Source organism: Sporosarcina sp. E16_3, assembly GCF_017347125.1.
Classification (GTDB): Bacteria; Bacillota; Bacilli; order Bacillales_A; family Planococcaceae; genus Sporosarcina.
Map to the genome: position 1 here is coordinate 40,047 of NZ_JADPRX010000016.1, position 19,517 is coordinate 59,563.

Below are 19,517 nucleotides of genomic sequence, written 5' to 3' on the forward strand. Positions count from 1 at the left end.
ACTTTCACCGCCAATTTAGCTTTGCAGTGTTGTTTCCAGTTGTTCATCACCTTGACGCTGCCTTTCTTTTGCAGCCGCGTTCACCTGTTCATCAGCATGGTAACTCGAGCGTACGAGCGGACCTGCCTGACAGTGTGAGAACCCTTTGGACATTGCAATTTTTCTCAACTCGCCAAATTCTTGTGGCGAATAATACTTTTGTACTTTTAAATGTTTTTTACTAGGCTGTAAATACTGGCCTATTGTCATTATATCAACTTTATGCGCAATAAGGTCATCCATTGTCTCGAGAATTTCTTCATGCGTTTCACCAAGGCCAAGCATCAAAGAAGATTTTGTAGGGATATCAGGTTGCATTTCTTTCGCACGTAGCAAAAGTTCAAGTGAACGGTCATATGTTGCACGCGCACGAACCCTTGGTGTCAGTCGACGTACCGTTTCGATATTGTGATTCAAGATATCCGGTTTAGCATCCATAAGCCGCTCTAGATTCTCATAAACGCCACCCATATCTGATGGTAGAACCTCCACTGTCGTGAATGGATTTTTTCTGCGAATAGCACGGATTGTTTCCGCAAATACCGCAGATCCTCCGTCTTTCTGATCATCACGCGCTACTGCTGTAACCACTGTATGCTTTAAATTCATAAGGGCAACAGAATCCGCAACGCGTTCTGGTTCTGCAAGATCTAGTTCTGTCGGTAAGCCTGTTTTAACAGCACAAAAACGGCATGCACGTGTACAAACTGCACCAAGAATCATAAATGTAGCCGTTCGACGCTCTCCCCAACATTCATGAATATTAGGACAACGCGCTTCTTCACATACGGTATTTAAATTATTCTCTCGCATAATTTTTTTAAGACCAGTATAGTTATCATTCGTATTTAGCTTAATTTTCAACCAATCGGGTTTTCTAACATGTTCAGTTCTGTTTCCCTGTTCCGGTTTGCATGACACGATGACCGACTCCATTCCTGCTAACTTTTAAAGTGTTTCCACTACTGTTGCCAATGTATCATATATTCAGACTTCAAACAACCACCTCTTGGCGCTAATTCGATTACTGTCACAAAAAAGAGACAGTGCCGGTTTTACCAAGCACTATCTCTTTTCAATTAATGGCCACCCAGGTAAGCATTTTTGATTTCTTCACTGGCTTGCAATTCTTTAGCAGTCCCAGAAAGAATGACACGACCTGTTTCAATAACGTACGCCCGGTCAGCAATTGATAAGGCCATATTGGCATTTTGCTCTACGAGAAGAATCGTCGTTCCTTCTTGATTAATATCCTTGACGACTTGAAAAATCGTCTTAACCATTAATGGTGCTAGTCCCATTGAAGGCTCATCTAACAACAACAGTTTCGGCCTTGCCAGGATAGCCCTGCCCATTGCTAACATCTGCTGCTCACCGCCAGACAGTGTTCCAGCAGTTTGTTTGCGACGCTCATGCAAGCGTGGAAAAATCTCATAGACTTTTTGAAAATCTTGTTGAATACCTGCTTTATCTTTTCTTAAAAAAGCACCTAATTCAATATTCTCTTCAACGCTCATCTCCGCAAACACTCGTCTTCCTTCAGGTACATGCGAGATTCCTGATTTCACAATTGCTTGAGCTTGTTTACCCGCTATTGAATCATTCAAATACTTTATAGTGCCTTCTTTAGGTTTTAATAAACCTGACAATGTTTTCAACAACGTACTCTTCCCAGCACCATTCGCGCCAATCAATGTCACAATTTCACCTTGATCTACATGTAGTGAAACACCTTTAAGCGCATGGATACTGCCATAATAGACGTTTAGGTTGTCAACTTTTAACATACTCATTCGTCAACTTCCTCCCCTAAATAAGCCTCGATTACTTTCGGATTATTACGGATTTCTTCAGGAGTTCCTTCAGCAAGAAGTACACCATGATCCAACACGTAAATACGTTCACAAATCCCCATTACCAAATTCATATCATGCTCAATTAATAAAATGGTTAGATTGAATTTCTTACGGACAAATGCGATTAACTCCATAAGCTCTTTCGTTTCCTGCGGGTTCATCCCAGCAGCGGGTTCATCAAGCAGTAACAACTCTGGACCTGCGGCTAATGCGCGTGCAATTTCAAGCCTCCGCTGCTTCCCATATGCCAGGTTTTTCGCATCTTCATCTCTATATTTATCCAATTCGAAAATCTTGAGGAATTCCATTGCTTTTTCTTCCATTTCCTTTTCCCCGGAAAAATGGGATGGAAGGCGTAGCATAGAACTTAGAACTGAATGCTTAGCTAACGAGTGATAAGCAACTTTAACGTTATCCAAAACGGATAGTTCATTAAACAGACGTATATTTTGGAATGTCCGGCTCATTCCCCTACGCGTTACCTGATAAGGAGCCATTCCATTAATGCGTTCCCCTTTGAACAAAATGTCGCCTTCCGTAGGCTTATAAACACCAGTCAATAAGTTGAAACTCGTTGTCTTACCCGCTCCATTTGGACCAATAAGCCCAATCAGTTCACCTTGATTAATTTCCATATTGAAATTCGAAACTGCCTTCAGCCCGCCGAACTGTATACCTACATCTTTCACTCTCAGTAACGGTTCACTTGTCATGCTGGCTGCCTCCTTTCGAACCTCTCCACAATTTGAAGTAATCCGTTATTTCCATTGTGCCCATTAAACCTTTTGGACGATAAAGCATAACAATGATAAGTACAAGACTATAGATGATCATGCGTGTTTCAGGATAACTTTGCAAGAATGTGGAAACAATAGTTAATAAAATTGTTGCAACAATTGCTCCTGACAAACTTCCTAAACCACCCAATACAACATAGATCAAGATATCGATGGATTTTAAGAATCCAAAGTTTGAAGGCTGAATGATATAAAAGTTATGTGCATACAAAGCTCCTGCGACGCCCGCAAAGAAAGCACCAATTGCAAACGCTAAGACTTTGTAATAAGTTGTATTAATACCCATGGCATCTGACGCAATCTCATTCTCTCGAACTGAGATACACGCGCGCCCATGTCTTGAATTTGTAAAATTGACGATGACGACTATCGTAACGAAAAGGCAGATAAACGCAGAGGTCCATGTAGTTAAATGCGTCACTTGCATCCCGGCCGCTCCACCAACATATTCAATATTCAAGAACACAATACGAATGATTTCTGCAAATCCAAGTGTAGCAATTGCTAGATAATCACCGCGCAGTCGTAAACTTGGAATCCCAATGACTAATCCTGCAACCGTAGCCATCACTCCTGCCGCTAATATCGCAATCGGAAATGGCAGTTGTAATTTCATTGTAACGATAGCCGAAATATAGGCACCCACCGCTAAGAATCCTGCATGACCAAGTGAAAACTGTCCTGTAACACCAATTACTAAGTGTAAACTGACGGCCAACATAATATTAATTGCCATAAAGATTAATGTATTAGAATGGAAATCATTCAATATACCTACACTGATAAGTACTTGAATAACTGTATAAACGATTAGAGATGAAGCAACAAATGACCAAAACTGTTTTGACTTTTTCATGACTTTTTTTCACCTACACTTTCTCACGTGTATTTTTACCAAAGAGTCCAGACGGTTTGAAGATGAGTATCAAAATCAAAATGACGAATGCCGCAGCATCCCTCCATAGAGAGAAACCAAGCGCACTGACAAAAGTTTCAACTACTCCAAGCACAAGTCCTCCAGCCATTGCTCCCGGAATAATTCCTATTCCACCAAGAACAGCGGCAACGAATGCTTTCAAACCAGGAATAATACCCATTAGTGGGTCAATCTTTGTATAATAAATACCGAAAATAACGCCCGCTGCACCAGCTAGGGCTGATCCAATCGCAAACGTAGCCGAGATTGTGTTGTCGACATTAATCCCCATCAGCTTAGCTGCTTCAGCATCATAGGAAACAGCTCGCATCGCTTTTCCGATTTTTGTTTTATGTACGACAAATTGAAGAATAATCATCAATGTCACAGAAACAGATAGAATTAAGATTGATTGACTGCTGATTTGAGCACCGAAAAAATCAAATGATTTATTGCGAAGTACTTCTGGATACGCATTGGGTTGTGCCCCACGCATATAAATGACACCATTTTGAATTAGTAGTGATACACCAATTGCAGTGATCAAAGCCGCGATTCTTGTCGCATTACGTAATCTTTTGTAGGCTATCCGTTCGATAAGAACACCAATAACTGCACAGGAAGCCATCGATAATAGTAAAGCGGGGAAGAATCCAAGACCCCAACCTGCAATGGAATAATACCCAATAAACGCACCAATCATAAAAATTTCACCGTGTGCGAAGTTTATGAGTTTTATGATTCCATAAACCATTGTATAACCTAATGCAATTAGCGCATAAATGCTGCCGAGTGAAATACCGTTTATTAGCTGTTGTAACCATTCCATTAACTTTTCACTCCTTTTCCAGCTTTAAAGTTAGGATTAAAAAAGGAATGAAGGGAGGACATCCTCCCCCATTCCTACAGTTTTGATTAAGGATTAACTTTTGTATTGAAGACTTGTTTACCGTCTTTGTATTCAAGAATAGTAGCTGATTTGACTGGGTGATGGTTTTCATCAACCGAATACAATCCAGTTACAAGCTCAAGGTCTTTTGTTTCAGCAAGAGCATCTTTAATCTTCACAGAGTCTGGACCACCTGCACGTTTAATAGCATCAGCTAAAAGATAAACTGTGTCATAACCAAGTGCGTTAAATGCATCAGGTGATTTACTGTATTTGTCATTGAACTTTTTGTTGAAGTCTTGAATGATGCCGTCTGGATCTTCAGATGAATAGTGATTTGTTGTAAACGTGTTATTCAATGCTTCTGCACCAGCAAGTTCAAGCAAGATTGGAGAATCCCAACCATCTGCTCCCATAAGTGGAACAGTGATACCCATTTCACGAGCCTGTTTAACAATCAATCCTACTTCTTCATAATATCCAGGGATGAAAATGAATTCAGGATTTGCTGCTTTAATGCGTGTAAGAGTTGAACGGAAATCAGAATCTTTACCTACGTAAGATTCTTCAGCAACAACTTTACCGCCTGCTGCTTCAAAGTCTTTTTTAAATGATGATGCAAGACCTTTTGAATAATCGCTTGCGTTATCTGAGAAAATTGCTACGTTTTTAACGCCAAGGTCGTTCGCTGCAAAGTTTGCTGCAACCGTTCCTTGGAATGGGTCTATGAATGACGTACGGAATACGAATTCATTAACGTCCCCGTTATCTTTAACTGTTACGTTCGGGCTTGTCCCAGATGGGCTAATCAGTGGCGTTTTGTTGCTATTCGCAATTTCAGCCTGTGCAACAGTAGCACCACTTGTAGCTGCTCCGATGATTGCAATTACTTTATCCTGAGTGATCAATTTAAGCGCTGCACTTGTTGCTTCGGCAGGCTCAGACTTATTATCAACTTTTACAAGTTCGAGATTCTTACCGTCAACTCCACCTGCTGCGTTAATTTCTTCAACTGCAAGTTCAATTCCCGATAGTTCTGAAGTACCATAAGAGGCAACAGCACCTGATAATTCAAGGTTGACTCCGATTTTAATCGTATCGCCACCCTTAGTTCCACCTGTGCTTCCTTCTTCAGCTTTGTTCCCCGCACCACAGCCTGCCAACAATCCGACTGCTAAAGCCGAAGCAGCAAATACACTTACAAACTTTTTCAATTTCATATAAAATCCCCCTTTTGATTGATACTTCCGACAATTTAAATCGTACGAGTAATGACAAACGATTTAGCTTTCCGGAAGATATCATTTTGTTTCCTCTTACATGCCTATTGTAAAACAATCTTCCTATTCGGTCTATAGCGATTTTTCTAATTTCTTCTTTCGCAGTTCAATTCCTTCAAATAAGTCTTTCGATTGACAGGAAAATCGGTTATTCGCAATCATCCTTTCCTAATTCTTTTAATTAACCATTGAGTGGAAGTTCGCCATTTTCTGATTATATTAGTCTTAACACCTAGTATATATACCTATCTGACTATTGTCAAAACTTTTTTTGTCGAAATACTATTTCAGACATAATAAAGAAGCGGCAAAAAAACTCGCCGCTTCCAATCATTTACTATTATAAAGACTGCTGTCCTACGTTTTTTCTAGCTTTCATCGTCCACATAGAAAACAATACTACAAGAATAACAATGACACCAACTAGACCAATCCATATGGACCCCGTAATACCCAGTATGATATAGCCCAATGTAGCTACTACAGCACAAATCAGCGCATACGGAAACTGTGTCGAAACATGATCAATATGGTTACATCCTGCACCTGTAGATGATAGAATCGTCGTGTCAGAAATCGGTGAAGAGTGATCACCGAAAACCGCTCCTGCAAGAACTGCTGCAAGCGCAGGTAGTAACATTTCTGGTGCCGCGTCAATCATTATGGTTCCTGCAATCGGCATAAGAATACCAAACGATCCCCATGAGCTTCCTGTTGAGAAGGCCATAATACCAGCAAGGATAAACATGATGACTGGCAGGAATGAAACCGGTATATTTGATTTCAGTACAAGCTCTGATAAATATAGACCTGTTTCCAGTTTTCCAATCAAGAAAGATAATGACCACGCAAAAATAAGAATCAGTACAGGTGGCATCATTGCTTTCAATCCATTTGTAAAGGCACTGCCAATAAGAGAATAGCTTGCCGTTTCATTATTTTTCATCTGTTGCATATATAATACTACCGCTATCAGCGTGGCGAAAATCCCACCAGATAGTAATGCAAGAGAGACATTCGTATTTTCAAAAATCGACAAAACGTTCATTGATCCGCCCGCTTTATAACCTGTCCAAACCATCACTGCAAATGTCACTGCAACTAGTGTAACGATTGGTGCGACCAAATCCCGAACGCGACCATGTGCATGTACAGGGAATTCCTCTTTCAGCTGACCTGGAATAACTTTATCAGGATCAAACAATTGACCTGTTTCTGTCGCACGCTGTTCATGTTTTTTCATTTCGAATAGATCGAAATTCGTCCATGCAAGGAAAAATACCATTGCAAGTGTTGCGATAACGTAAAAATTCATAGGCGCCATCATGACAAAGGCAGATAGTGGCGAATAGCTAATTGCTGCAGCGCCGCCAAATATTAGTGCAAGTTGCCCGATTAAAAAAGCGCCCCAACTGGAGATAGGAGAAATGACACAAATCGGTGCTGACGTGGAGTCAATTAAATAAGCCAATTTCGCTCTGGAAACGCGATGCTGATCTGTAATCGGCCGAGCAATTTGCCCCACTGCCAATGCATTAAAATAATCATCCACGAAAATAGCAATACCGAGAAACACCGTGAGTAATTTTGCACCGCGTTTTGTTTTGATATGACGCACTGCCCATTCTGCAAATGCCCGGCTTCCCCCAGACAAACTAACAAATGCAGTGATAACTCCTAATAGAAGAATGAAAAGGATAATATAAATATTTCCTGTATTAAGTCCACCATCCCAAAATGTAGCCTTGACCGATTCCCATAAGTTCTTCAGCGATTCGACAGGTCCGAATGACGCCGTGAGTAATGCGCCTGAGACTATTCCTGTTCCGAGCGACAACAGCACTCGCTTAGTTGCAAACACCATAATAATTGCGATTAGTGGTGGTAAAATTGATACCCATGTTCCTATCATCTACTATTCCTCCATTTAGTCGGGTTGAGGCCCTGTATAGGGGGAATAAAAATACGGCTACTAACTACACTCAGCAGAGTGCATCAGGAGCCGGCTTTATCTACGTTTCGTTTGTTGGATAACTAATACTGCTTATCTAACTCACGACTTGTAGCTCATCATACATGTTCAAAGATGTATGACAGTGTTATCCCTATTCGGAATAACCCCAGTTTGATAGATCCTGACAATCCTACCAAACTTCGGCAAAGCTTCCTTTTACACACGGTCATCGGTGTCAATCTCGCGTGTGTGACTAATAAGCAATGCAGCCTCTACCCAATCGATATTTCAATCCTTTACTAGCCTATCAGTTATCCACAGCATTTTCAAGTCCCTTGTCATTCCTCTTTCACGGGAGGGGCAGGAACTTCAACTGATGGCGGATTCCCACTACCAGTCGTATAGATTTGTGGCACAGTTGATTGGATAAGACCCATAGCTACTGGTATTCTTTGTGTCACTACACTTTGCTTTGTTGCAAGCGGGACAATGATTTGGACATTTACTGTCAATAGTATATTCACTTCAACAAGAGCATTGTTAATACCAAATTCACTTATTTTTGTATCTATTGTCGACTGAACTTGACCTATGACATGGAAACGAATCGGTATTTTCGGCCCCAAGTTCCCTAGTAATGGAATATTTGCCGCTTGAGCAAGAGGGACAAAAAAGACAACTCCCTCGCCACTTTCCATCGCTTGCGGGTCAAATTCGATCTCTTCTGTTGGTAATATTGCTAGATTTCCCGATTCAGCCTGTTGAAGGTGGGCCTCGACAAGACCATGTATCTCTGCTGATGCTCTGTTGATTATTTCTGTGTTGAATTTAATCATTCCCTTAGAATCATTCGGGACATTCACGATAATATCATTGACGTCAAGGACATTGACAGTCCGTGAATTGATGGCTTTGTTGATAACATGAGATGCGATTCTTTGTGTTTGTACCTCTGCATAGTCAACATAAATCGGAGTAAGCCTCGCATTGATAAAATATATAAAAAGGGCAATCGCGATAATAAACGCAGGAATAAGAAGGGGTAACAGTTTACGTTTCTTTTTCCTAGACTTTCTAGTGACCTGGCCATTAAATCTCAAAACGACTCCCTCCTGCTATACATTATGCAAGGAGGAAGTCGTTCATTCTTTGAATAGTATAGTTCCGTACCAACCAACAATATCCCTGATTAACTCGGGCATAAAGTACTCAATTTCTGCATGTTTAAGCGATGGGAAGAAAAAACCGAACGTGAACATATCCAGTGTTGCAAGTGTGTATTTTTCACCTGCTACAACTTCCCTATTCCCCGCAAAAAGCTGACCATATCTATTTTTATACAGTCTTTCGTGAATCATTGCACCCATTATAGTTCCTCGGAAACCAAGCCCTTTGATTTCAATTTGCGGCCACTCTTTCGTTAACGACAGCTCATAAACATCTTTTAATTCTGATCCATCCAGTGTAATAAGACATAAATTGATTGGATGAGGTAGAAGTGAGTGTAAATCCTCTTTTGTCACCCAACCTTTATCTAGGCTACCTAAAAAGATCCCTGCGTTAAACATGGCACAATCCGCTTGCGAGTACGCAATGAGGGCCCTGCCAAAGAAAGAGGACAGCGGACTACCATCAAATAGATTTTGGGATAAATGAGAAGGATTATAAAAAACTTGTTCCTCCATCGCTTGTTTTCCCATTTTGATTAGCTTATTTACTTTTTCAATATCCTCTTCATTGCTATTAACTGAATCTGCCCTGACAAGTTGTGCAGTCTTTTGTAAAACTTCTTTTGTATCCGCGTTAAATTTCACGGTTACATGCCCCACATATTCGCCATATTTACCTGTTGCAGCCAAAAGGGTGTTACCTATCAATTTGCCTTCATGAAAAAGATGATGCGTATGCGCACCGAAAATGATATCGATTTCGGGGCATTCTACAGCAAGCAATTCATCTTCATGAATCCCCATATGTGATAGACAAACAATCATATCCGTTTCATCTGCAATGCTTTCAGCAACAAGTTTTAAATTTTCACGGGGCGGTGTTATTTGCCAACCTAACTTCGAATAGAAGGCTTTGTATTCTGCCGTAGCCCCTATAATACCAATTCTCGTACCTAGCTCTGTGACATAGATTGTATAAGGCAATAACCATTTTGGTCGGCTACCATCTTCTTCGAATAAATTACTCAAGATAACATCAAACTTGGCATCCTCATAGAGAGCAGACAATGCCTCTTTTGACATTGTAATTCCTTCGTTGTTACCAATCGTAACAGCGTCATAGCCCGCTTCATTCAACAAACGGATATTCCCTTGCCCTTTTGTCCCTTCCGTAAAAGGATGGGAACGATCAACATGATCACCCATGTCGAAGTGGTAGCAAGCATCTCCTTCTATTGAATGCTTACGTTTTTCGTCACAAAGAAATCGACTGATTTGCGGCCAACTTTCAAAATGACTATGAATATCATTCGTATGATAGAAATGAATTGTTTCAGTCCCGTGATTCATATGTCACCCCATAAGTCCGTCAATAATTGATCGGATTCCAAGTAATAGTAAGATAACTCGCAGTGCAACAACAAGCGTCTCGGATTTCATCTTTTGATTTAGGTGAGCACCTATCTTAGCACCAATATAGGCGGCTGGAATGACTGGAATCGTATAAAGCCACGGCACATTGCCAAGAGAGATATGCGTGATTGAGTTGACAAGAGCCGATAAGAATACCATGAACATGGATGTACCGACCGCAACATGCGGTGGAAATAAGAAAAGAAGGATCATCGCTGGTACGATTATCGAACCTCCGCCAATGCCGAAAAGACCCGATGCAAACCCAACGCCAAATGTCAGCAATAATGCGAACCAAACAGGGTAACCATAAATAAAAGTCTGATCTGTATTATCTGTGAAAGTTCTCTTTTTACCATGATTGACAAACCAGTTGACCGGTTTCAAATACTTACGAACCAGAAGAAGTGTCGATAATAGAATAAGTAAAATACCAAAATAGAGATTGAATGATGGCAGGTCGAGCCCTTTATTCACAAATGCACCAAAAAGAGTCCCGGGAGCACTTCCTAAGAAAAAGATCAACCCACTTCTAAAATCAATTGTTTTTGTCTTCATATAAGAGAGTGTTGACGCTAACCCCGTAAAAATCATCATGACAACAGAAAGCCCAACGACTGTTTGCGGTGTAATTCCATCGATTAAACCAAGATTGATGCCAACGAAAAGTGTCGCTGGTACCAGAATGATACCGCCACCTAATCCGACAAGCGCCCCGACAATTCCTGCTGCTAGACCGATAACGGCCAATAAGATAAATTCCATTACCATTCTCCTTCAAAAAAGTCGAGCTGCTTCGGCGTCAGACTTTCATAGTTGATGTTAAGCATTTTTTGAAAACGTTTTGCATTTTGTGCTGCATGTCCGCCGGAGTTATTGTTAAAAATGATGTAGACTTCATCAGTCTCATTTTTAAGTTTTTGGACCACTGACTGAATCTCTTTCAGCTCAGTATCATTGTAGTTATACAGATATCTAACTTTACGCCATGCTTCACCATCACCCGTTGTGTTGCGCCACCCCGCTATATTACGACCGTGCAATCTAAGCAGCACCTTATCTGGACGAGTTGAATTGGCTACCAGTGGAATACTTCCTTGTCCTGCTTGTGGTTCATCGCACACCGAGTGGATGGCGTTTAGTTCTTTCAAAAAAGACAAGGTCCCTGGTTGAAATTTGGGTGTATACCATGACTGATGCCTAAATTCAATTGCAATATCGAATCCATCCAAATTAGCGCAGACGAAGCGAATTTGCGCAACATGCTCTTTTGTACAATCAAACCATGGAGGGAATTGGACAAGAATCATCGCAAGTTTGCCTGCTTCTTGAAGTGGTGTAATCGATAGCCGGAAAAGATTGTACATTTCATCCACAGATGCATATGGGAGTTCCCCCCGATGATGCCCGGTCATACCTTGGTATGCCTTGACGACAAATTTGAAGTTATCGGGCGTTTCTTCAATCCACTTGCGAATGTTGCGCTCCGACTGAATGGCATAAAAAGTAGCATCTAGTTCAACGATTGGAAAGTATGCACTATAATCAATTAGTTTTTCTTTCTTTGAAGAGGAGGAGTCGTAGACATCCGGATGGTCGCCCCAACCAGTTAATCCAATTTGGATCATCCTTCCGCCACCTTTCAATTGAATCGATACTATCTATATTAACATATCTGGACAACAGATTTGGTACAGTTAGTCTTCAATTAGTGGAAGTCTTACTGCCCGTTAATGCGGGATAAACTCTACAACCTCAAACTATTCTTTTTATTTAGTCGGCACTTAACAAATAGAATGTTCCCCAACATCACTTTGCCGCTTGGCGATGGCCTCACACAATAAGCCCGTCAGAAGATCACTGGATCATTTTCGGTTCGCTTTCGGCGTAATAATCTCGACAGATTTACCAAAAGGCATGTGTGGCTAGAAATGACTTTGTCATTCCTAGCACACCCTTTTTGGTCATCCTGTTGCGTTTTGTTGCCTGCCGCGTACCTACAATGTTCAAGTGAAAAATACAGTTGTTTGGAACAGATGAATAGATTACTTTCCATAGAGAGTGTAAGTGCCCGAAGATACAATTTCGGGCACTCTAGTACTTTGTACAATGTGTTCCTTACTTACTTTTAGCAAAGAGTATGCAGCTAATTATGTGATGCCTACTAGATAGTGACGCTTCTTTACTAGTAAAAAAGGAAAAACCATAAAGAAAGATTCAGCCGCCAAAATTGCATCTTTGGCGGCTTTTATCCAGGTAAGGAGCATGCTATTTCTTCGTCCCAAAAATATTCAGCACTTCGTGTACTAATGCATTTGGAGCGCGACGGATGAAGAGCAACCATACGATTATCGAAAAAAGTGTGTAGGGATGCGACAAAGCCGCATCCCTACACATCCAAACATCTCGGTAATCGTATAGAAGTCATTCAAATCCAAAGCGACCTAAAGCAACTATACACGTAACGACTAGGGTGTGGCCGACTATATATGTAAAGACGAAAAAACCGGCACTGGTGGCCGGTTTTCCGATATAGCTATTACCCGATTGAACCTTCCATCTCGAACTTGATAAGACGGTTCATTTCTACAGCATATTCCATCGGTAATTCTTTTGTGAATGGTTCGATGAAGCCCATAACGATCATTTCAGTTGCTTCAAGCTCAGGAACTCCACGGCTCATCAAGTAGAAAAGCTGCTCCTCTGATACTTTAGAAACTTTCGCTTCGTGTTCAAGTGAAATGTTATCATTTAGAATTTCATTATATGGAATCGTGTCAGATGTCGACAATTCATCCATAATAAGCGTGTCACACTCAATGTTTGCACGTGCGCCATCCGCTTTACGTCCGAAGTGAACGATTCCGCGATACGTTACTTTACCACCATGTTGTGAAATTGATTTCGACACGATTGTAGATGACGTATTTGGTGCAAGGTGATGCATTTTCGCTCCAGCATCCTGATGCTGACCTTTTCCTGCTAATGCAATAGAAAGTGTCATACCACGAGCGCCTTCGCCTTTAAGAATGATTGCAGGGTATTTCATCGTCAATTTAGAGCCGATGTTCCCGTCAATCCATTCCATTGTTGCGTTTGCGTCACAAACTGCACGCTTCGTAACAAGGTTGTAAACGTTATTTGCCCAGTTCTGGATTGTTGTATAACGGCAATACGCATCTTTTTTAACAATGATTTCAACGACAGCACTGTGTAGTGAGTTCGTTGTATAAACAGGTGCAGTACATCCTTCAACGTAATGGACGCTTGCTCCTTCATCAACAATAATCATAGTACGCTCGAACTGACCCATGTTTTCCGAGTTGATACGGAAATAGGCCTGAAGCGGAGTCTCTACTTTAATGCCCGGTGGTACATAGATGAACGAACCGCCCGACCATACAGCCGAGTTCAATGCAGCAAACTTGTTATCCGAGTTCGGAATGATTGTTCCCCAATATTTTCTGAAAAGTTCTTCGTCTTCCCTAAGTGCTGAATCCGTGTCTTTAAACACAATTCCAAGGTCCACAAGTTCCTGTTTCATATTATGGTAAACAACTTCAGATTCGTATTGTGCAGAAACACCTGCAAGGTATTTTTGTTCAGCTTCAGGAATACCAAGTTTATCAAACGTACGCTTGATTTCTTCCGGTACTTCATCCCATGAGCGTTCCGCTCCTTCAGAAGGTTTAACATAGTAAGTAATCTCGTCAAATTTAAGGGAGTTTAGATCTCCACCCCATTGTGGCATTGGCATTTTGTAGAACATTTCCAATGATTTTAGGCGGTAGTCTAGCATCCATTGAGGTTCGTTCTTCATACCTGAGATTTCTTCAACGATTTCCTTCGTCAAACCACGTTCCGAACGGAAAATGGAAACGTCTTTATCAGCAAACCCATATTTGTAATCGCCGATATCCGGCATTATTTTAGCCATTACTATTCCTCCGTCCTTTTAGTTACTGTTCGGAGTCATTTCCGACTCCCTTTTCCATCGCCTTCCATGCCAATGTTGCACATTTGATGCGGGCAGGAAATTTCGATACTCCCGCAAGTGCTTCAATATCACCTAGGTCGATGGAGTCGTCAACATCTTTCCCGAGCATCATGTCTGAAAAAACAGAGGCAGCTTTTAATGCTTCATCCACTTTTTTCCCTTTAACAATCTGCGTCATCATCGACGCGGATGCCATTGAAATTGAACAGCCGTCGCCTTCGAATTTTGCATTTTGAACAATGCCATCATCTATTTGTAGTGTCAGATGGATCACATCTCCACATGTCGGATTATTCATATCGACAGTTATGCTACTTTCTTCGATGACGCCTTTGTTTCTAGGATTTTTATAATGGTCCATGATGACCGAGCGATATAGCTGATCTAATTTATTAGTAGACATCTGCAAAATACTCCTTTGCGATACGGAGTCCGTCCACTAAGCGGTCAACGTCAGCTTCTGTATTATAAATATAGAAGCTGGCACGTGCCGTGGATGATACATCGAGCCATTTCATAAGCGGCTGAGCACAGTGGTGACCTGCTCTGACGGCAATACCATGCATATCGAGCACGGTTGCAACGTCGTGTGGATGGACATCGTTCAGATTAAAAGTAACAAGCCCGGCACGTTTTTCAGGATCGAGTGGACCGTAAATGGATAGTCCGTCTATTTCCGACATCCGTTCCATTGCATATCCAGCAAGTTCGTGTTCATGCCGTTCAATGTTATCTAGTCCGATCTCCTCAAGAAAATCGATTGCAGCACCCAGACCAATCGCACCTGCGATTATTGGTGTACCGCCTTCAAACTTCCAAGGAAGCTCTTTCCATGTCGATTCGTACAAACCAACGAAATCAATCATTTCGCCACCGAACTCAATTGGCTCCATGTTGTTGAGTAACTCTTTTTTCCCGTAAAGGACGCCAATGCCGGTCGGACCGCACATCTTGTGTCCTGAAAAAGCGAAAAAGTCACAATCTAGTTTCTGTACATCGATTTTTAGATGTGGCGCAGCTTGCGCACCATCTACAACCATGACAGCTCCATGTGCATGTGCAATTTCAGCAATTTCTTTAATCGGGTTCATCGTACCAAGTACGTTCGATACGTACATGATTGACACGATTTTAGTCCGGTCTGTAATAACTTCTCGGACCTTTTCAAGTGATAGTGTGCCGTCTTCCTCAAGGTCAACGTACTTCAACACTGCCCCTTTTTCTTTTGCCAGCTGCTGCCATGGAATAATGTTTGAATGGTGTTCCATGTACGTGATGACGATTTCATCACCTTCACCGACATTCGCCCGTCCATAACTTTGCGCAACTGTATTTAAAGCCGTTGTCGTACCGCGCATGAATATGATTTCTTCCGTCGACTTCGCATTGATGAAGTTGCGCACTTTTTCGCGCGCCCCTTCATATCCTTCTGTCGCACGATTTCCAAGCGTATGCACGCCGCGGTGGACATTCGAGTTATCAAGGCCGTAATAGTTGCTGATGGCTTCTATTACTTGCCGCGGCTTTTGTGAAGTCGCGGCACTATCTAGATAAACAAGCGGATGGCCGTTTATTTCTTGGTCCAATATAGGGAAATGTTTGCGGATGTCTGTACTGAGCATTAGCGCACTTTCCTTTCGATAACCTCCGTCAATTGTTTCTTAACGCCTTCAATCGGCAATTTGCTGACAACTGGCGCAAGGAAACCATGGATGACAAGACGTTCTGCTTCCTGCTGTTTAATTCCACGGCTCATCAAATAGAACAATTGCATTGGATCAACACGACCAACCGATGCCGCATGGCCTGCTGTTACATCGTCTTCATCGATAAGTAGAATTGGGTTTGCGTCTCCGCGTGCCCTTTCACTCAACATAAGGACGCGTGACTCTTGGACAGCGTTCGCTCTTGTTGCACCTTTTGCGATTCTTCCGATACCGTTAAAGATACATGTAGATTCTTCTTTCACAACACCGTGTTTCAAGATGAATCCTTCTGTATCCATACCCCAGTGCACGATTTCAGTTGTGAAGTTTTGGCGCTGTTTACCGCGTCCAACAACAACTGTCTTCATGTCACAATGAGATCCGTTACCAACAAGATGTGTAATATTTTCAGAAATCGTATCTCCGTCATTCATCAGTCCAAGTGCCCAATCAATACGGCTATCGCGTCCTGTAACTCCACGACGATTCACATAGGTTGTAAATCCTTTCGCAAGTACATCAACCGCACCGTAAGTAATTTGTGCATTATCACCTGTGAATACTTCAGAAACGATATTAGCTAATCCTTTTGCTTCTTCTACAGTCGATAAATAGTTCTCGACATACGTTACTGAACTATTCGCTTCTGCCACAATAAGAACGTGGTTAAAGAGTGAAGCTTGTTCATCATCATGTAAAAACAACACTTGAATTGGCTCTTCGACAACAACATTTTTCGGAACATATACGAAAACGCCGCCATTTATAAGTGCTGCATGAAGTGCAGTCAGTTTATGCTCGTCTACCTTCACACCGTCTGTCATGAAATACTTCTTCATAAGATCACTATGTTCACGTGATGCTGTGAAAATATCTGTCATGATGACGCCTTTCGCTTTCAACTCTTCAGATAAAAACAAGTAAGCGGGTGTGTTATTGTGTTGTACATAAATGCTGTTCTGTTGTTCTTTATCAACAAGTGCACGCGCTTCTTCAGAAAGCTCGTCCAATGAAGCATACACAGTACTCTCTACCGTATGGGTAGGGAATTCAGTAAAGTTCCATTTGTCAATTTTCGTTTTATCTGGTTTTGGCATTGGAAGCTGTTCCGCTCTCACTAATGCGTCTGCACGGAAATCCGCCATCCAATCTGCTTCATTCATCTTAGCGGAATAGGAACGGACGTCCTGTTCGGTTAATGCCATCTTTGTTTCAACCGTCATTTTGAATCGTCCTCCTTTCTTAAACTTCCAGCCCGACAGTTTCGTCTTCGATGCCAAGTTCTTCTTTAATCCAGTCATATCCTTGTTCTTCAAGTTTATGTGCTAGTTCAGCTCCACCGGATTTAACAACTTTACCTTGCATCATAACGTGAACTTTGTCTGGCGTAATGTAGTCAAGAAGACGTTGGTAATGAGTGATGATTAGGCAACCAAACTCTTCTCCGCGCATTTCGTTGATGCCTTTTGAAACAACTTTCAATGCATCGATATCAAGACCAGAGTCAATTTCATCAAGCACTGCAAATTTAGGCTTCAACATTGTAAGCTGAAGAATCTCGTTACGTTTCTTTTCTCCACCTGAGAAACCTTCGTTCAAGTAACGTGTAGCCATGTCTTCGTCCATTTCAAGGAATTCCATTTTACTATCAAGTTCACGGATGAATTTCATCAATGAAATTTCGTCGCCTTCTTCACGTTTCGCATTAATTGCAGAACGAAGGAAGTCAGCGTTTGTAACGCCTGTAATTTCGCTTGGATATTGCATGCCAAGGAAGATACCCGCTCTAGCGCGCTCGTCCACTGCCATTTCAAGTACATCTTCACCATCAAGTGTGATTGTACCGGATGTCACAACATATTTGGGATGCCCCATAATCGCTTGCGCGAGTGTAGATTTACCTGTACCATTTGGACCCATGATTGCGTGGATCTCATTTGTATTGATCGTCAAATCGACGCCTTTTAATATTTTCTTGCCTTCAATTTCAACGTGAAGGTCTTTAATTTCTAAAGTAGCCATTCCAATACCTCCAATATAATAAAGATGAACGGATATCCATTCTCAATTTAGTATCATTCTAATCTTAACGCATAAAGCATTGCCTTGCAAATCATTGAGAATCGTTTCATTAGAAAGGAATGCCCTTAATTCAAGACTTGTATGCATCCATTTTTCAAGTCTTCACTCATTTTCAATTGTCAAATCCTTAATGAGAATCCACACAATTCAAAAAACCGGTACACAATGTACCGGTTTAAAACTTATTGATTAGTATTGTTCTGGTTCTAGATTCGTTTTAGCAGCAACAGCATTATCTTTTTTCGTAAACCTATCAACCATAATAGCGAGTGCACCATCGCCTGTTACGTTTGTTGCTGTCCCGAAGCTATCTTGCGCCATGTAAAGAGCGATCATCAGCGCAACCATTCCTTCATCAAAACCAAGCATTGTGCTGAGTAATCCAAGTGCCGCCATAACCGCTCCACCTGGCACTCCAGGTGCTGCAATCATCGTAACACCAAGCATGAAGATGAACGGCAAGTACGTACTGAATTCAACCGACATTCCATTCATCAGCATGACACCAATCGAACAAGATACAAGTGTAATCGTACTTCCCGATAGGTGAATCGTTGCAAATAGTGGAATTGTAAAACCAGTTACTTTCTCTGACGCACCTGTTTCACGCGCCTGTCTCAGCGTAACCGGAATTGTCGCAGCTGATGATTGCGTCCCGAGTGCAGTGAAATAAGCAGGTGCCATTATTTTCATTAGACCGAACGGATTGCGTTTTGTAAGCGTTCCCGCAACAGAATATTGCAAGGTAAGCATAACGAGGTGAAGACCGATAATCATAACGAACACCACCGCAAATACAGAAAGTACTTTTGCAACTTGACCGGTATACGTCATATTAAGGAATATCCCGAAAATATGGAAAGGTAAAAGCGGAATAATGACGAATGAAATCACTTTTTCAATCAACACATTGAATTCATCAAACACAGCAAGCATTGATTTACTACCAATGGAAGCCATCCCGATTCCAAGAACGAATGCTAGAAGAAGTGCCGACATAACGCCCATTATCGGTGTCATTTCAATCGTGAAAAATGATTCTGCCGCTGCTCTGCCCGCATTTTCAATATCATCATTACCAATACTTCCGATAAATCCAGGCAGTATTGCCGTTGCTGCAAAGAATGCAAGGATTCCGGCTACGATTGTCGAAAAGTAAGCGAATCCTGTCGCCAGACCAAGAAGTCTACCTGATCCTTTACCAAGCTTAGCAATTCCTGGTGCGATAAATGCAACAATGATTAGTGGTACTACAAAATTCAAAAAGCCACCGAAAATCATATTGAATGTAGCAGCAAGACTGACAAACCAATCTGCAAAACCCTCACTAATTTTCGGTATAACTAAACCGAGTCCGACCGCTAGTGCAATGGCAATAATGATACGCCAAATTAGACCAATTTTGAGCTTCAAAACCAT

17 protein-coding genes and 1 riboswitch are annotated in these 19,517 nt (G+C 41.5%); all 17 genes read right to left on the reverse strand.

Going from position 1 to position 19,517, the window contains the following annotated elements; genetic code table 11:
• Positions 1–15: 15 nt before the first annotated feature.
• On the reverse strand, positions 16–975 hold the full coding sequence (lipA, locus tag I2483_RS10985) for a lipoyl synthase (protein ID WP_207175852.1): 960 nt from the start codon (positions 973–975) through the stop codon (positions 16–18).
• 143 nt (positions 976–1,118) lie between these two features.
• Positions 1,119–1,826, reverse strand: coding sequence for an ABC transporter ATP-binding protein (locus I2483_RS10990; protein ID WP_186672718.1), 708 nt, complete (start codon positions 1,824–1,826; stop codon positions 1,119–1,121).
• Between the two features lie 2 nt (positions 1,827–1,828).
• Entirely contained in the window at positions 1,829–2,608 is a 780-nt protein-coding gene (locus I2483_RS10995) for an ABC transporter ATP-binding protein (protein WP_207175854.1), read from the reverse strand.
• The gene (locus tag I2483_RS11000) at positions 2,598–3,548 is read right to left on the reverse strand and encodes a branched-chain amino acid ABC transporter permease (RefSeq protein WP_207175856.1); all 951 of its coding nucleotides are present in this window, start codon (positions 3,546–3,548) and stop codon (positions 2,598–2,600) included. Before I2483_RS11000 ends, I2483_RS10995 begins: the two co-directional genes overlap by 11 nt.
• A gap of 13 nt (positions 3,549–3,561) precedes the next feature.
• Positions 3,562–4,437 carry a branched-chain amino acid ABC transporter permease gene (locus I2483_RS11005; RefSeq protein WP_186672663.1) on the reverse strand — a complete coding sequence of 292 codons (876 nt, stop codon included), beginning with the start codon at positions 4,435–4,437 and terminating at the stop codon, positions 3,562–3,564.
• A gap of 86 nt (positions 4,438–4,523) precedes the next feature.
• Complete coding sequence (locus I2483_RS11010) at positions 4,524–5,717, reverse strand: ABC transporter substrate-binding protein (RefSeq protein WP_207175857.1); 1,194 nt, start codon at positions 5,715–5,717, stop codon at positions 4,524–4,526.
• 400 nt (positions 5,718–6,117) lie between these two features.
• The gene (locus I2483_RS11015) at positions 6,118–7,689 is read right to left on the reverse strand and encodes a Na+/H+ antiporter NhaC family protein (RefSeq protein ID WP_207175858.1); all 1,572 of its coding nucleotides are present in this window, start codon (positions 7,687–7,689) and stop codon (positions 6,118–6,120) included.
• A gap of 143 nt (positions 7,690–7,832) precedes the next feature.
• A riboswitch (Lysine riboswitch) is annotated at positions 7,833–8,014 on the reverse strand.
• A 55-nt stretch (positions 8,015–8,069) separates the two neighbouring features.
• Positions 8,070–8,831: a sporulation protein YunB gene (gene yunB, locus I2483_RS11020; RefSeq protein ID WP_207175860.1), complete on the reverse strand. Its 762-nt coding sequence runs from the start codon at positions 8,829–8,831 to the stop codon at positions 8,070–8,072.
• Between the two features lie 42 nt (positions 8,832–8,873).
• Positions 8,874–10,250 carry a bifunctional metallophosphatase/5'-nucleotidase gene (locus I2483_RS11025; protein WP_207175862.1) on the reverse strand — a complete coding sequence of 459 codons (1,377 nt, stop codon included), beginning with the start codon at positions 10,248–10,250 and terminating at the stop codon, positions 8,874–8,876.
• Positions 10,251–10,253: 3 nt separating this feature from the next.
• Complete coding sequence (locus I2483_RS11030) at positions 10,254–11,078, reverse strand: sulfite exporter TauE/SafE family protein (RefSeq protein WP_207175864.1); 825 nt, start codon at positions 11,076–11,078, stop codon at positions 10,254–10,256.
• Positions 11,078–11,941, reverse strand: coding sequence for a DUF72 domain-containing protein (locus I2483_RS11035; protein WP_207175866.1), 864 nt, complete (start codon positions 11,939–11,941; stop codon positions 11,078–11,080). Before I2483_RS11035 ends, I2483_RS11030 begins: the two co-directional genes overlap by 1 nt.
• Before the next feature lie 911 nt (positions 11,942–12,852).
• Positions 12,853–14,250, reverse strand: coding sequence for a Fe-S cluster assembly protein SufB (sufB, locus tag I2483_RS11040; RefSeq protein ID WP_186672676.1), 1,398 nt, complete (start codon positions 14,248–14,250; stop codon positions 12,853–12,855).
• Between the two features lie 22 nt (positions 14,251–14,272).
• On the reverse strand, positions 14,273–14,713 hold the full coding sequence (gene sufU / locus I2483_RS11045) for a Fe-S cluster assembly sulfur transfer protein SufU (RefSeq protein ID WP_186672677.1): 441 nt from the start codon (positions 14,711–14,713) through the stop codon (positions 14,273–14,275).
• Positions 14,703–15,932: a cysteine desulfurase gene (locus I2483_RS11050; protein ID WP_186672678.1), complete on the reverse strand. Its 1,230-nt coding sequence runs from the start codon at positions 15,930–15,932 to the stop codon at positions 14,703–14,705. The genes sufU and I2483_RS11050 overlap by 11 nt, the downstream gene beginning before the upstream one ends.
• Positions 15,932–17,239, reverse strand: a complete 1,308-nt coding sequence (gene sufD / locus I2483_RS11055) for a Fe-S cluster assembly protein SufD (protein WP_207175868.1) — start codon at positions 17,237–17,239, stop codon at positions 15,932–15,934. Before sufD ends, I2483_RS11050 begins: the two co-directional genes overlap by 1 nt.
• Positions 17,240–17,258: 19 nt before the next feature.
• Positions 17,259–18,038, reverse strand: coding sequence for a Fe-S cluster assembly ATPase SufC (gene sufC, locus I2483_RS11060; RefSeq protein ID WP_186672680.1), 780 nt, complete (start codon positions 18,036–18,038; stop codon positions 17,259–17,261).
• Between the two features lie 249 nt (positions 18,039–18,287).
• The gene (locus tag I2483_RS11065) at positions 18,288–19,511 is read right to left on the reverse strand and encodes a dicarboxylate/amino acid:cation symporter (RefSeq protein WP_481886336.1); all 1,224 of its coding nucleotides are present in this window, start codon (positions 19,509–19,511) and stop codon (positions 18,288–18,290) included.
• Positions 19,512–19,517 lie beyond the last annotated feature (6 nt).